At 34.1% G+C, this 14,793-nt stretch carries 14 protein-coding genes and 2 tRNA genes; all 16 read left to right on the forward strand.

Annotated elements, in window-relative coordinates:
- The coding region (locus tag COZ07_RS08725) for a murein hydrolase activator EnvC (RefSeq protein ID WP_406608180.1) at positions 1-818 on the forward strand (818 nt) is incomplete at its 5' end.
- Between the two features lie 34 nt (positions 819-852).
- Entirely contained in the window at positions 853-2,229 is a 1,377-nt protein-coding gene (locus COZ07_RS08730) for a S41 family peptidase (RefSeq protein WP_406608181.1), read from the forward strand.
- A 99-nt stretch (positions 2,230-2,328) separates the two neighbouring features.
- A complete protein-coding gene (locus tag COZ07_RS08735; protein WP_406608182.1) occupies positions 2,329-3,246 on the forward strand; it encodes a divergent polysaccharide deacetylase family protein in 918 nt (305 codons plus the stop codon).
- A 216-nt stretch (positions 3,247-3,462) separates the two neighbouring features.
- Positions 3,463-4,947 (forward strand): glutamate--tRNA ligase, encoded by a 1,485-nt coding sequence (gene gltX / locus COZ07_RS08740; RefSeq protein WP_406608183.1) that lies wholly within the window; start codon positions 3,463-3,465, stop codon positions 4,945-4,947.
- Positions 4,948-4,953: 6 nt separating this feature from the next.
- A tRNA-Gln gene (locus COZ07_RS08745) sits at positions 4,954-5,027 on the forward strand.
- A gap of 186 nt (positions 5,028-5,213) precedes the next feature.
- Positions 5,214-5,288, forward strand: a tRNA-Glu gene (locus tag COZ07_RS08750).
- A 93-nt stretch (positions 5,289-5,381) separates the two neighbouring features.
- The gene (locus tag COZ07_RS08755) at positions 5,382-5,855 is read left to right on the forward strand and encodes a transcription elongation factor GreA (RefSeq protein WP_406608184.1); all 474 of its coding nucleotides are present in this window, start codon (positions 5,382-5,384) and stop codon (positions 5,853-5,855) included.
- A gap of 6 nt (positions 5,856-5,861) precedes the next feature.
- Complete coding sequence (locus COZ07_RS08760) at positions 5,862-6,893, forward strand: L-threonylcarbamoyladenylate synthase (protein ID WP_406608185.1); 1,032 nt, start codon at positions 5,862-5,864, stop codon at positions 6,891-6,893.
- Positions 6,894-7,378: 485 nt separating this feature from the next.
- Entirely contained in the window at positions 7,379-7,774 is a 396-nt protein-coding gene (aroH, locus tag COZ07_RS08765) for a chorismate mutase (RefSeq protein WP_406608186.1), read from the forward strand.
- Positions 7,771-8,823, forward strand: a complete 1,053-nt coding sequence (gene aroF, locus COZ07_RS08770) for a 3-deoxy-7-phosphoheptulonate synthase (protein WP_406608187.1) — start codon at positions 7,771-7,773, stop codon at positions 8,821-8,823. The genes aroH and aroF overlap by 4 nt, the downstream gene beginning before the upstream one ends.
- Positions 8,824-10,113 (forward strand): 3-phosphoshikimate 1-carboxyvinyltransferase, encoded by a 1,290-nt coding sequence (aroA, locus tag COZ07_RS08775; RefSeq protein ID WP_406608188.1) that lies wholly within the window; start codon positions 8,824-8,826, stop codon positions 10,111-10,113. It abuts the gene before it with no gap.
- Between the two features lie 119 nt (positions 10,114-10,232).
- Complete coding sequence (locus COZ07_RS08780) at positions 10,233-11,138, forward strand: shikimate dehydrogenase (RefSeq protein ID WP_406608189.1); 906 nt, start codon at positions 10,233-10,235, stop codon at positions 11,136-11,138.
- Positions 11,139-11,140: 2 nt separating this feature from the next.
- Complete coding sequence (gene aroC / locus COZ07_RS08785) at positions 11,141-12,289, forward strand: chorismate synthase (protein WP_406608190.1); 1,149 nt, start codon at positions 11,141-11,143, stop codon at positions 12,287-12,289.
- Entirely contained in the window at positions 12,286-12,798 is a 513-nt protein-coding gene (locus tag COZ07_RS08790; protein ID WP_406608191.1) for a shikimate kinase, read from the forward strand. The genes aroC and COZ07_RS08790 overlap by 4 nt, the downstream gene beginning before the upstream one ends.
- A 4-nt stretch (positions 12,799-12,802) precedes the next feature.
- Positions 12,803-13,945 (forward strand): 3-dehydroquinate synthase, encoded by a 1,143-nt coding sequence (aroB, locus tag COZ07_RS08795; protein WP_406608192.1) that lies wholly within the window; start codon positions 12,803-12,805, stop codon positions 13,943-13,945.
- Complete coding sequence (gene aroQ / locus COZ07_RS08800) at positions 13,939-14,385, forward strand: type II 3-dehydroquinate dehydratase (protein WP_406608193.1); 447 nt, start codon at positions 13,939-13,941, stop codon at positions 14,383-14,385. The genes aroB and aroQ overlap by 7 nt, the downstream gene beginning before the upstream one ends.
- Positions 14,386-14,793 lie beyond the last annotated feature (408 nt).

The following is a 14,793-nucleotide window of genomic DNA, read 5'->3' on the forward strand; positions in this document are numbered from 1 at the left end:
AAATATATAAATACCATAGAGTTGATTTTTTAGTAATTCTATTTACCAGTCAAAGCTTTTCTGATTTTATTACTCGTTATAGATATGTAAAAAAAATTTTATCGTTTGATGTTCAAATTATCAATGATATTCGCCAGCAGATAAAAAAAACAAATGATAAAAAAATGAGCTTGGAAAATAGAGAAGAAATATTAAGTTTATTAAAAAAAGAAGTGGAAAAAGAGAGAGAAAATATCCAATTTTCCATTGAATCCAAAAAATCTATAATTCATAAAATAGATTCTCAAAAAGAAGCATATTTAAAGTCCTTGAAAGAATTAGAACAATCTTCTCTAGATATAAAAAATATAATTGAAAGAGTTTATAAGGAACAGAAAGAGGCCTCTCAAAAAACTCCCCTCAAAGAAAGTTTAGTAATTACTCTAAAACCTAAAAAAGGAATTCTAAGCTTACCTATCCAGGGAGAAATAATTTCTCAATATGGAAGACAAAAAAATACTGATTTTAATACTTACACTTTTAATTCGGGGATTGATATTAGTGCCCCTTTAGGAGAGGTAGTTCATGCGTCTGGTTCAGGGGAGGTAATTTATGCTGGATCGATAAAGGGTTACGGACAGATAATAATTATTGATCATGGAGGTAGAGTTACTACTCTATATGCTCATCTTTCTAAAATTTTAATAGCGCTTGGAAGTAAAGTAAAAAAGGATCAAATTATAGGTAATGTAGGTGATAGTGGTGGAGTTCCTTCTCCCAGGTTGCATTTTGAGGTTAGAGTAGAAGGTAAACCTACTGACCCTATGGATTGGTTGTAAATATAAATATTTTTAAGATTCGGTGGTGAATAATTTGATAAAAAGAAAGAAAATAATTACTTTAATTTCGATTTTTGTAGTAGTTTTTATCATAAGTGGTTTTTTGTTTTATAAGGTCAATAAAGCAGAGGAAAATAATAAGGAGGTTTTATTTAACCATATAGAACCTTTTTTCGAAACTTTAAACCTGGTAAGAAGTGAATATGTAGAGAAAGACCTGGATATAAATAAAATAGTCCAGGGGGCTATTAAAGGTATGCTTAAAGCCCTTGATGACCCTTATACCCGTTATATGGATCCTCAAGCCTTTAAAAGGGAACAGGAAGATATGTTTTTAGGATATTTTGGCGGATTAGGGGTGATAATCTCTGTAAAAGATGATCAGATAATTATAATTTCTCCTATTGAAGATACTCCAGCCTACAAGGCAGGAATAAAGGCTGGAGATAAGATAGTAGAAATAGATGGAAAATCAACAGAAGGAATGGAATTAGATGATGCAGTTAATATTTTAAGGGGAGAAAAAGGTACTGAAGTTACCATAGGAATTAAAAGAGAAAAGGTAGAGGAAATTTTAAAATTTAATATAATACGAGACATTATAGAGGTGCAAGCGGTAAAAGAAAAGATAATGGGTGAGGAAAATAATATTGGCTATATAAGAATTACTACCTTTAATGTAAATACTAAGCCAGAATTAGAAGAGGTTTTGAATGGGTTTAAAAAAGATAGTAATATACAGAGAATTATACTCGATTTGCGTAATAATCCAGGGGGGCTTTTAGATAGTGCAATTGAGGTAGCTAGCGAATTTATAAAAGAAGGACCGATTGTTCATATTAAAGACAGAGAGGGAGTAAAAGTTACTATACCATCCAAAGGAAATCAATATCCCCCATGGCCCTTAATTGTGCTGGTTAATGAAGGAAGTGCAAGTGCATCTGAAATTGTGTCTGGAGCAATTCAGGATTCTAAAAGAGGGAAATTATTAGGCGAAAAGACCTTTGGTAAAGGCGTGGTTCAGCAAGTCTTTAATTTGAGTGATGGTTCAGGAGTGGTTATTACTACCTCTGAATATTTTACTCCTAATGAACGATCTATAAATCATATCGGGATTGAACCGGATATATTAATAGAAGCAGCAGAAGATAGTGAAGAAGATGTACAATTAAACAAGGCGATAGAATTATTAGAAAAGAAAAGTAAAGAAGAAACTATTTTAGCAGAGGTTTTAGAAAAGAGTAAACCAGAATATTATGAAGTAAAAAAGGGAGATTCCCTCTGGAAAATTGCTGAAAAATTTTATATTCATAGCGAAGGATGGATAATAATTTTTGAAGCGAATAAAGATAAAATAAAGAATCCAGATTTAATTTATCCCTATCAAAGGTTTACAATCCCTAAGAAATAGAATCGTATCGCGTAGAATAGAATAACAAAAATAAGAAAGTTCATAATATAGTTTTTCGTTATTATTTTTGAAGTTATATTTAAGAAAGGATTTTTTATTTTGAAACAAAATCATCAGTTAATTATAAATATTATAACCTTAGTAATTATCTTAGTAGCAGCCTTTGAAATTTCCCATTTATTAAATAGATCTTTCCCAGAAGAAAACAAACCTCAAAATACTAAAGATGCTGCCTTAATTACTAATAATGAAAAAAAACCTGAAACAAACCACCCAGAGGAAACTATTTATGATAGTGAACAATATGTAGGTTCTATAGTTAATGATTTAATCTCTTCAGAGGATGAAGTATCTTTTTCTCCTAAAGTAGCCTTTATAATAGATGATTTAGGATATGAAACAGAGATTGCAAAAAAAATACTGGAATTGGAATTTCCCATAACTTTATCTATACTACCTTTTCTTAAATATTCTAAATATATTGCTGAAGAGGGTAAAAAAAATAATAAAGAAATTATGTTACATTTACCTATGGAACCGAATAATTCTTCTGTAGACCCTGGACCAAAGGCAATTAAATCATATATGTCAGAAGAAGAAATCAGGCAATATGTTAGAGAATGTATATTTAATTTTCCTTATGTATTGGGCCTGAATAATCATATGGGTTCAAAGATCACAGAAGATAGAGGAATAATGAAGATAATTTTAGAAGAGATTAAAAGATATAATTTATTTTTCATAGATAGTATGACTAGTAAGAATTCTATTGCTTACCAGGTTGCAGAAGAAATGGGAGTTAAGACTGCAAAAAGATCGGTCTTCTTAGATAATGAGAATGATATGGAATATATTAAAGGGCAGATGTTAGAGGTTCAAAAAATAGCCTTAAGAGAAGGAGAGGCTATTGCTATTGGTCATGATCGTATAAATACTTTTTACTTATTAAAGAGGATGATTCCTGAATTGATTAGAGCAGGTATAGAAATAGTACCGGTATCCGAATTGGTTAAATAAAACTTTAAATTGTGTTATCATAATTTTTATATTATAATAATGTTGTTTCTTTTTAACGATAGTATATTAAGGGACTTTGTTTATTGGAAAAATCATAGCTCGTAGTCGGAATATACTGCTGTTGTATAAATTTTAGAAAGTAGAGGCGTATTGCAATACGCCTCTTAACTATATACTAAATACTATCGACTAATGACTAATTAAGGTGTAGGAAAAATGGAAAATGAGAAAATTCGAGTCAGATTTGCTCCTAGTCCAACTGGCAATTTGCATATTGGCGGGGCACGAACTGCGTTATTTAATTGGCTTTATGCCAGACACTATCAAGGAACTTTTATTTTACGTATCGAAGACACTGACCAAGTAAGATCTACCGAAGCAGCAGTAAACGTAATATTGGAAGGCATGAAATGGTTAGGTTTAGATTGGGATGAGGGCCCAGGAAAAGAAGGGAAATATGGTCCTTATTATCAGATGCAGCGATTACCTCTTTATCAGAAATATGCTGAAAAATTATTAAAAAATAAAAAAGCCTATTATTGTTATTGCACTAAAGAAGAATTAACTGAAAGCAGGCAAAAACAAATAAAAGAAGACAAACCTTTGCGGTATGATAGACATTGTTTAAATATTAGTGAAGAGGAGAAAAGGAGATATGAAGAAGAAGGGAGAAAGCCAGTAATAAGACTTAAAATTCCTGCTAAAAAAATAGTATTTAATGATTTATTAAGAGGTGAAGTAAATTTCGAAGGTGAACTATTAAGTGATTTTGTAATTGTAAAATCAGATGGAATTCCTACTTACAATTTTGCGGTAGTTATTGATGATGCTTTAATGGATATATCTAATGTAATCAGGGGAGATGACCATATTTCTAATACCCCTAAACAGATATTAATATACGAAGCTTTAGGATTTAACCTGCCAAAATTTGCTCATCTACCGATGATTATGGGTTCAGACCATACTAGATTAAGTAAACGTCATGGGGCTACTTCAGTTATGGAATATAAAGAAATTGGTTATATTCCGGAAGCAGTAGTAAATTATATTGCTCATTTAGGCTGGTCTTCTGGTGATGAAAGAGAGATATTCTCCTTGGAAGAATTGGTTAAAGAATTTTCTTTAGATAAAATTTCTAAGCACGCTGCTGTTTTTAGTATAGACAAACTTAATTGGTTTAACAGCGAATATTTAAAGAAGAGGTCAGTTGATTCATTGGTTAAAATGGTTATTCCCTTTCTTAAAGAAGCCAATTATATTAAAGAGGAAAATCTTTCCCCAGTAAAACTTGAATGGCTGAAAGAAATTATAAAATTAATGCAAGGGAGGTTCAAGAATTTTTCTCAATTCATTGATTATGCGGATTATTTTTTTGTAGATAAAATAGATATTGAACCACAGGCATTTCAAAGTGTATTAAATAAAGAAGGTATCTCAGATATTCTTAAAGCGTTAAAGGAAGAGCTTTCTGTCCTTAAATGTTGGGACGAAAAAAGCATTGAAGATATAGTGAGAGAAATTGCTTCTTCCTTACAAATAAAGGGTGGTAAAATTATTCATCCTATCCGAGTTGCTTTGACCGGTAAAAAAATAGGTCCGGGGTTATTTGAATTAATAGTAGTTTTAGGTCAGGAAAAGACTATTCAACGTTTAGAAGAAGCTATAGAAAAACTAAAAGTAGCGGAGACTAAAAAATAATAAAATTGAGGGATCGTCCAGTGGTAAGACACCAGACTCTGGATCTGGGAACGGTGGTTCGAGCCCACCTCCCTCAGCCATTTTTTATTAGTTAGCTAGTTACTTAGTTAGCTGGTTAAAAAAGTAAAGAAAACAAAAAATGCAATAATAAATTGCATCGAGTAGAAACAGTATATAAAACAGACAGGGGCTGAACTTGTGTCTGTCCATAAAGATGTAAAATAATTAAGTAAATTGGCAAATTGGATAATTGGTAAATTGGTTTCGGCGCAATAGAATAGTGGTTAGTTCAGCTGGCTCTCAATCAGCAAACGGGGGTTCAATTCCCCCTTGCGCCACCATTTTTTAAACTAATAATTTAATCTTAAGATGAGCAGGGACTACCTGCTTTTTTAATAATCTTAGTAGAAATTATAAAAGGAAATTAAAAAAATATGAACAACCAAGAGATATTTTTAACTAAAGAAGGCCTGAAGAATTTGAAAGAAGAGATAAAGTATTTTGAAGAAATAAAGAGGAAAGAGATACAAAACGAAATTAGCCAGGCTTTAGAATACGGAGATATCACTGAGAATGCAGAATATAGTATAGCCTTAGAAGCTCAACGTATGAATGAAATAAATATTGTAAGATTAAAACAAAAGTTAAGCCGGGTTAAAGTAGTGAAAGAAGATTCTAATTCAGAAGGAATTGGTATTGGAACAACTTTAAAACTGAAAAATTTAGATTCTGGAAAAAAATTAGAGTATATCTTTGTACCGGATGATCAAATAGATTTCAATCAACATAAAATATCTATAAATTCTCCTTTGGGGCAGGCTTTCTTAGGTTACCAAGAGGGAGAAGAAATAGAGATTGAAGTCCCCATTGGGATGTTAAGGTATAAGATATTAAAAATTTTAAAATAAAGGCTAATGAAAACTATAATTTTAAAAATAAATTCCCAAAGAATAGATTTAGCTAAAATTAAAATAGCGGCAGAGGAAATAAAAAGAGGTAATTTGGTAGCTTTTCCTACTGAGACAGTCTATGGATTAGGGGCAGACGCTCTCAATGAGAAGGCGGTTGCTAAAATTTTTAAGGCTAAAGAAAGACCATTTAATGATCCTTTAATTGTTCATATCGCTGATCTAAAAGAATTGTATAGATTATCTAAGCAGGTTCCCCCGGTAGCTTTAGAATTAGCTAAAATGTTTTGGCCAGGTCCCCTTACCTTAGTTCTTAAAAAATCTGAGTTAGTTTCAAATATCATTACTGCTGATCTTGATACAGTAGCCATAAGGATGCCGGATGATAATATTGCCTTGAGTTTAATTAGGGAAGCTAAAACTCCTATAGTAGCTCCCAGTGCCAATCTTTTTGGAAGAACCAGTCCTACTACTGCCCAACATGTAGCTGAGGATTTAAATGATAAAATAGAAATGATTATTGATGGAGGTAAGACTAAAGTAGGGGTGGAATCTACCGTCCTGGATATAACTGTTAGCCCTGCTCAGGTGTTGCGAGCAGGGGGGATATCAGTGGAGCAATTAAAAAAAGTAATTGGCGAGGTAAAAATAGGAGAGGAATTGGAGATGGGTTTTCGTTCTCCTGGAAGGTTAAACAGTCATTATTCTCCTCGAGCTAAATTAATTTTAGTAGAAGAAAAAGGGGAAACTCAAGCAAGCAAAGTTCTCCAAATAGCTTTTGAATATAAGGGGCAGGGATTTAAAGTAGGGATAATGGCTAAAGAAGAAAATAAGGACCAGTATAATGGATTTAAAGTTAAAGTTATAGGTAAAGGCAATGAATTAAAAACTTGTGCCACCAATCTTTTCTCTATTTTAAGGAGTTTTGATCAAGAAGGATTTGAGATTATTATTGCTGAAGGATTAGAAGAGCAGGGCTTAGGCCTGGCTATAATGGAGCGATTAAGAAAAGCTGCTGTTCCTAAATACGAATGTTAGTGTAAACTTTAACTATCTTTTCTTTCCTTTTCTTAACTCGATACTTAATACTATATACTTGATACTATATTTTAATATTTGACAGAAATGAAATGGTATGCTAATATTTTAAAAAATGCTAAGGAGTAAATAAGATGACTATCCAGGGAAACGAATTTAAATTAGCAAATTCATTTAATTATTATTATTTTACCGCCGATGTTTATGCCATAACATCTTAAAAGTCTAAAATAAGATGTCACAGGCATAGGCCCCGGTTTAATGCCTATGACATCTTTATATCTTTATATATAAAGGTCATAGGTTTTTTAAATTGCTATGACCTTTTTTTATTTTATAATAGGTTATGGTTAAAAAGTGTAGGGGCTCGATTTATCGAGCCCGTAAAGAATGTAAATATCATCGCGAGCCCTGATTTATTAGGGCGTGGCAATAACAAATCGTGTCAAAGGACCGTCCCCTGACAAGAAAAAAGAGGTGAGAGTATGCTGGTAAGAGGAATAAGAGGAGCTATAACTGTTGATAAAAATAGCAAAGAAGAAATTATAGAAAAGACCAAACAATTGTTAACTACTTTAAAAAAAGAAAACGATTTTAAGATGGAAGATATCGTAAGTGTTTTTTTTAGTGTTACCCCGGATTTAAATAATGCCTTTCCGGCTCAAGCAGCGCGTGAATTAAATTGGAATAAAGTCCCCCTTTTTGATATGCAAGAGATAGATGTGCCGGGAAGTTTGTCCAGATGTATTCGTATATTAATTCAGATAAATTGCCAAAAAACCCAATTAGAAATAAAACACTGCTATTTAAGGGGAGCAAAAATATTAAGAAAAGATTTAATTAAAGAAACTTCAGATCAAAAGGAGGGTGAATTTAAGTGATTATTGTGATGAATGGTAAAACTGACCATTCTGATGTAGAAAAAGTAATAAATAAATTAAAAGAATTGGGACACGAGGTGCATATCTCTCAAGGAGAAAAAAGAATTATTTTAGGAGTGATCGGCAATGTAGAAAATTTAGTTTCTGTTCCTTTTTATGCCTATAACGGCGTGGAAGAAATTATTCGAATTTTAAAACCTTATAAATTAGCCAGTAGAGAATTTAAGGATTTTGATACTACCATTAAAGTAAAAGATATAATTATTGGAGGGAAAGAAGTAATAGTAATGGCAGGACCTTGTGTGGTAGAAAACGAACAGCAAATATTTGAGACGGCTCATCAAGTGAAAGCCTCAGGTGCAAAAATATTACGGGGGGGAGCTTTTAAACCCAGGACTTCTCCTTATAGTTTTCAGGGATTAGGAGAAGAAGGTTTAAAATTATTGGCTCAGGCGGGAAAAGAGAACGGTTTAGCAGTAGTAACCGAAGTGATGTCCGTAAATCAGATAGATTTAATTGCTAAATATACTGATATATTTCAAGTAGGTGCTCGTAATATGCAAAATTTTGTATTGTTAACAGAATTAGGTAAAACTAAAAAGCCGATATTATTAAAAAGAGGAATGTCAGCTACTATAGAAGAATTTTTATTATCAGCAGAATATATTTTATCGGAAGGAAATTATGAAGTGATATTATGTGAAAGAGGAATACGCACTTTTGAAAATTACACCCGTAATACCTTAGATTTAAGCGCTATTCCTGCAATTAAAAGATTAAGTCATTTACCCATCATAGTAGATCCCAGTCATGCTACGGGCAGGTGGAGATTGGTAAGTCCGATGGCTAAAGCAGCAATAGCTGCTGGAGCAGATGGCTTAATTATCGAGGTCCACCCAGACCCCAAAAGTTCACTTAGCGACGGTGCTCAAAGTTTACAACTGGATACTTTTGCTCAATTAATGAAAGAACTTAGACCGATAATTCAGGCGGTAGGCCGAGAATTTGGTTCATCTCTGGAGAATGAATTAGAAAGGATTAAAAATTAGATGGAACTGGTGATAGAAAAAATTAACCAATTAAAAGGAAATATATCTGTTCCAGGAGATAAATCGATCTCTCATCGCTCCCTGATTTTAGGGTCTATTGCCCAAGGGGAAACTCGAATATATAATTTTTTAAATTCCTTAGATTGTCTTCAAACCTTGGAGTGTATGCAGTCTTTAGGGGCAGAAATAGAATTAGGTGAAGATAATTTTATTAAGATAAAAGGTAAAGGATTATATGGATTACAAGAACCAAAAGATATGCTCGAGGTGGGAAATTCGGGAACCACCATCCGCCTTTTAGCTGGCTTACTTAGTGGCCAAAATTTTTATTCGGTCTTAAATGGTGACCATTCAATTAGAAAGAGACCTATGAAAAGAGTAGTCCAACCTCTTCGCTTAATGGGAGCAGATATATGGGGGAGAGAAGATGGTCAGTTGGCTCCTTTAAGTATTAAAGGGAGTTTACTCAATCCCCTCCAATATACTTTACCGGTAGCCAGTGCTCAGGTTAAATCTGCCCTTCTTTTAGCTGGCCTTTATGCTGCTGGTGAGACGATTATTAAAGAACCTCTACTTACCAGGGATCATACCGAGAGAATGTTAAGCCTGATGGAAGCAGATATAATGATTTCTCATCAGGAAATTATCATAATTGGGGGGAAATATTTAAAAGGTACTGACCTTTTTATCCCCGGTGATATTTCCTCTGCTGCTTATTTTATAGCAGCGGCCAGTATGTTAAAAAGCTCTCAGATTGTAATTAGCCAGGTAGGAGTTAATCCTACACGGACCGGTATAATTAAGATCCTAAAAAGGATGGGGGCAAAAATTAATATTTTAAATTATCAGCTAAAATCGAATGAACCTCGGGCTGATTTAGAGATAGAATATTCAGAGTTAAAAGGAATAGAAATTATGCCAGAAGAAGTACCTTTCTTAATTGATGAATTACCCTTAATTGCATTAGTAGCCACCCAAGCTGAGGGTAAAACAATAGTAAGTGGGGCAAAAGAGTTAAGAGTAAAAGAGACTGATCGCCTAAAAGCTATAGTCAGCGAATTAAAGAAGATGGGAGCAAATATTAAGGAAAAAGAAGATGGTTTTATAGTAGTGGGACCTTCTAAATTGCAAGGTGCAGCTTGTGAAAGTTACCATGATCATCGAATTGCGATGTCTTTAGCAATTGCCGCTTTATTAGCGGAAGGCAAAACGGTGATAAAAAATTCAGAGTGTATAGATATATCCTTTCCGGGATTTGAAAATACTCTGCAAAAATTAATCAGCTTTTAAGAATAAAAATCTTAGACTCACGATTTTTATTATTAATAGTGTAGGGGTTTGATTTATCAAACCCGTGAAATTTCCGGGGCGGATAAATCCGCCCCCTACAAAAAAGGGTGGGGGTGTAAATGAAAAAAGAAATTAATGGAAAGACTAAAATAATCGGAATAATGGGCAAAAATGTAGAAAATAGCTTATCCCCATTTATGCATAACCGAATGTTGAGTAAATATTCTTTAAACTTTTGCTATCTCCCCTTTAAAATAAGAGAGGCTGATTTAGAGAGAGCCATTCAAGGTATAAGAACCCTGAATATAAAAGGTGTAAATATTACCTTTCCTTACAAAGAAAGGGTAGTTGAATTTTTAGATCAAGTAGAAGAAACTGCTCGACGAGTGGGAGCAGTAAATACTATTGTCCATCATAAAGGAATTTTAACTGGTTATAATACTGATCTAATTGGTTTTAAGAAAAGTCTGCAAAAAAATGGAAAATTCACCATCAAAGGAGAGAAGGCAGTCATCTTGGGAGCAGGAGGAGCTGCTCGGGCAGTAATTTATTCTCTTTTGGAGGAAGGAATAAAAGAAGTATATATCTTTAATCGGACGATAGAAAAAGCTGAAAAAATTAAACAAGATTTTTATTCCTTCTTTCCCCAAAGCGATATTCAGATATTTAATTTAAAAAAGGAGGAGTTAAAAGATAAAATACAGCAGTCTCATCTTTTAGTTAATACTACTCCTTTAGGAATGTCACCTCAAATGGATATAACTCCTTTGCCAGAGGAAGGATTATTTTATCCCGACCTCTTGGTTTATGACCTTATTTATCATCCCTCTAAGACTCTTTTTCTAAAACAAGCAGAGAAGGCAGGAGCAAAAATAATTAATGGTTTACCGATGTTAATTTATCAAGGCCTAGAAAGTTTTTATCTCTGGACTGGTATTAAATTAGAGGGGAAAGAAGAAGTAGAAATGATTGAACGAATTACTAAAGATTGCCAGGAAGCTGAAAAGAAAGGAGAAAAAAGATAAAAATGTTAAGATTTCTTGATGCCGGAGAATCTCATGGAAGATGTTTAATCGGTATAATAGAAGGGTTACCAGCTGGTCTTTCTATAGATGAAGAAAAAATCAATTTTAATTTGAAAAGACGCCAGGGGGGATATGGTAGAGGAGAGAGAATGAAGATTGAACAAGACCAGGTAGAAATATTATCTGGCTTAAGAGAAGGTAAGACTATCGGAAGCCCCCTTATCCTGATGATAAAAAATAAAGACTGGGAGAATTGGTCAGAGAAAGAATATCCTCCTCTGACTATTCCCCGACCAGGACATGCCGATTTTGCTGGTGCTATAAAATATGGATTTAAAGATCTGAGGAAAGTTTTAGAAAGGGCTAGTGCTCGACAAACCGCCATGAGAGTAGCTATAGGTTCGGTTGCCGGCATTCTCTTAGAAGAATTTAACATCAATACTTATAGTGATGTCCTAAGGATTGGACCGGTTAAAGCCCATAGAATTACTTCTTTTAATCCAGAGGTTAAAGCTGAGATTAATGAATCCCCCGTATTTTGCCTGGATGGAATAGCTTCCTTAGGGATGTGTAGAGAGATTGATCGTGCTAGAGAAAAAGGGGATACTTTAGGAGGAATATTTGAGGTGATAATTTCTGGTGTTCCTATTGGTTTGGGAAGTTATGTTCAATGGGATAGGCGTCTGGATGCTCGCTTGGCTTCAGCTCTGATGAGCATACCGAGTGTAAAAGCAGTAGAAATAGGAGAAGGAATAGAAGCCTCCAAGAAAAAAGGTTCAGCGGTTCATGATGAAATCTTTGTTCAAGAAGAACTAAAAAATAATTCTTCTCGATATTTCCGCAAAAGTAATCGGGCAGGTGGCTTAGAAGGTGGAGTAACTAATGGAGAAGAGGTAATAATCAGAGCTTACCTTAAACCCATTCCTACTTTAATTAATCCTCTTTGTTCCATTGATTTTGCCACTAAAAGGGAGACTAAAGCAACCTATCAAAGGTCTGATATATGTGTAGTACCTGCGGCATGCGTAGTAGGAGAGGAGGTAGCAGCCTGGGAAATAGCCACTGCTTTTCTGGAAAAATTTGGTGGCGATTCTTTAGTGGAAATTAAAGAGAATTATAAAAACTATAGGGATAGACTTCAAGAGCTATGAAGAAAAATATTATTATTACCGGATTTATGGGAACTGGCAAGACGGTGGTGGCTATAGAATTGGCAAGCAAGTTGGGAATGAAATTTATAGATATGGACCAGCTAATCGAAGAACGCCAGGAGATGAGTATAGCGGATATCTTTGTTAGATATGGAGAAAAATATTTCCGAGAACAAGAAAATAAATTAGTCCAAGAATTAGCTCAGAAAGAAAATATGGTTATTGCTACAGGTGGAGGAACCTTCCTTAATTTGGATAATACCAGAATATTAAACCAGGAAGGACAAATAATTTGTCTTCATGCTAATCCCCAGGCTCTTTATAATCGCTTAAAGAAAAAGAATAATCGGCCGCTCCTAAAAGGGAATAATATTTTAAATAAGATTACTCATCTATTAGGAAAGAGAGAGAGAATATATGATAGTTTCCCTTGGAAGATTGATACTTCTGATCTTAGCGTTCAGGAAGTCGTAGATAAAATAATTGAACTTTTAAAAGTGGAAAGGTGAATAAATGAAAGAGATTAAAGTAAAAATTATAGAAGATAAAGAATATCAGATTTATATTAAAAAAGGAATTCTCAGTAGTTTAACTGAATATTTAAGCAGAACCATAGAGAATAAAAAGGTCATTGTAATTACTAATCCTTTGGTAAACGGCCTATATGGAGCTAAATTGTTATCCGTTCTGAAAAAGGGCGGATATAATCCTGATTCTATAGAAGTACCTGATGGCGAGAAATATAAATCTCTGATTACTGCTAATTATCTTTATGATGAATTATTAAAAAGAAAGGTAGACCGAACTACTACCCTGATAGCTTTAGGAGGAGGAGTAATAGGAGATTTAACTGGATTTGTAGCGGCTACTTATATGAGAGGTCTACCTTTAGTACATATTCCTACTACTCTTTTAGCCCAGGTAGATAGCAGTATTGGGGGAAAGGTGGCGGTTGACCATCCTTTAGCTAAAAACATAATGGGAAGTTTCTATCAGCCCCAGGCAGTTTATATTGATCCTGAAGTTTTGCAGACCTTATCAGAGAGAGATATAAATAACGGAATGGTGGAGGCTATAAAAATAGCAGTGATTAGTTCTCCTTCTCTCTTTAGATGGTTAGAAAAAAATATTGCTCAATTCATAAACAAAAATATATATCTTTTAGATGAATTAGTGAAGGAAGCTGTTTCTTTAAAAGTGGATATAGTTTTAAAAGATCCTTGGGAAAGAGGATTACGTAAGATACTGAATTTCGGGCACAGTATTGGTCATGCCCTGGAAGTAGAGGCAGGATATCAAGGCTTAAGTCATGGAGAGGCAGTAGCTTTAGGAATGTTAATCGAGACTAAAATTGCCCATCATAGAGGGATATGTTCAGAAGTCCTTGAAGAACAGATTAAACATATTTTGTCATTCCTGCCTGCCGGTGCAGTGCACGCAGACAGGCGAAAGCAGGAATCCATAAATACAGATATTAGAGAATTAGACCTTAATCATCTCTGTGAAACACTAACTTTAGATAAGAAAAATATTCAGGGCAAAATGAGATTTATTTTACCAGAAACTCTCGGTAAAGTTACTCTGGTTGATGATATAACCAAAGAAGAAGTAATAAAAGCTTTAGAAGAATTTAAAAAGGAGTGGGTATTATGTTAAAAATAGGAATAATCAATGGACCAAATTTGGATATGCTCGGGAAAAGAGATCAAAAGATTTATGGCAGCTTAACTTTAAACGAAATAAACCGTAAAATTAAATTATTTATTGAGAAGGAAGATGTTGAACTAATTATAAAACAGTCCAATTTCGAGGGAGAGATTATAGAATTTATTCACCAGCTCTCTTCGGAAGTAAATGGTTTAATTATTAATCCAGCAGCTTACACTCATTACAGCTATGCCATTGCCGATGCTCTTAGAGACTGTTCTATTCCAGTAATTGAAGTTCATCTTTCTAATATATTTTCCCGAGAAGATTTTCGGGGAAAATCAGTAACTGCCCCTGTCTGCATAGGCCAGATTGCTGGCTTTGGCTACCATAGTTATATTTTAGCCATCCGTGCCCTTCAGGATTTATTAAATAAAGAGGCCAAATAGGTCATGTTTTCTGTCATCCCTGGAGGGAGAGGGTTAGGGTGAGGGGGAACGTAGGGGTCGGATTCATCCGACCCGTCTCATCCCTCTGTCCTTGCAAGCTTTCTCTTTTTCTGTCCTTGCGAGGAGCGAAGCTACGCGGTAATCTCTCTTTCCTAAAAACCGATAACTCAAACCATAAACATCAACTCCGCATACCCAGAAGAACTTACCAGTATCTTACAAATAAGTAAAGCTCTCACCCAACCGCCCGAGATAACCAACCTCAAATGGGAGGAATGGGAGGAATGGAAGGAAGAAGGGATAATAATTAGTGTTAACCCATCTTTCGATAAAAAACCATAAAACCCCACTACAGCGGATTTTTGTGAATTTTTTTGGTCACTACAACCTCTAAAGTTTCAAGTGAAT

This window comes from Candidatus Infernicultor aquiphilus (assembly GCF_002784285.1).
GTDB classification, from domain to species: Bacteria; Atribacterota; Phoenicimicrobiia; order Phoenicimicrobiales; family Phoenicimicrobiaceae; genus Infernicultor; species Infernicultor aquiphilus.

Excerpts from the sequence above, each read along its gene's own strand:
- COZ07_RS08790 (WP_406608191.1), top strand. The coding sequence starts at position 12,286 with ATGAAGAAAAATATTATTATTACCGGATTTATGGGAACTGGCAAGACG.
- COZ07_RS08780 (WP_406608189.1), top strand. The coding sequence starts at position 10,233 with ATGAAAAAAGAAATTAATGGAAAGACTAAAATAATCGGAATAATGGGC.
- gltX (WP_406608183.1), top strand. The coding sequence starts at position 3,463 with ATGGAAAATGAGAAAATTCGAGTCAGATTTGCTCCTAGTCCAACTGGC.
- COZ07_RS08760 (WP_406608185.1), top strand. The coding sequence starts at position 5,862 with ATGAAAACTATAATTTTAAAAATAAATTCCCAAAGAATAGATTTAGCT.
- aroB (WP_406608192.1), top strand. The coding sequence starts at position 12,803 with ATGAAAGAGATTAAAGTAAAAATTATAGAAGATAAAGAATATCAGATT.
- aroA (WP_406608188.1), top strand. The coding sequence starts at position 8,824 with ATGGAACTGGTGATAGAAAAAATTAACCAATTAAAAGGAAATATATCT.
- aroC (WP_406608190.1), top strand. The coding sequence starts at position 11,141 with ATGTTAAGATTTCTTGATGCCGGAGAATCTCATGGAAGATGTTTAATC.
- COZ07_RS08755 (WP_406608184.1), top strand. The coding sequence starts at position 5,382 with ATGAACAACCAAGAGATATTTTTAACTAAAGAAGGCCTGAAGAATTTG.
- aroQ (WP_406608193.1), top strand. The coding sequence starts at position 13,939 with ATGTTAAAAATAGGAATAATCAATGGACCAAATTTGGATATGCTCGGG.
- aroH (WP_406608186.1), top strand. The coding sequence starts at position 7,379 with ATGCTGGTAAGAGGAATAAGAGGAGCTATAACTGTTGATAAAAATAGC.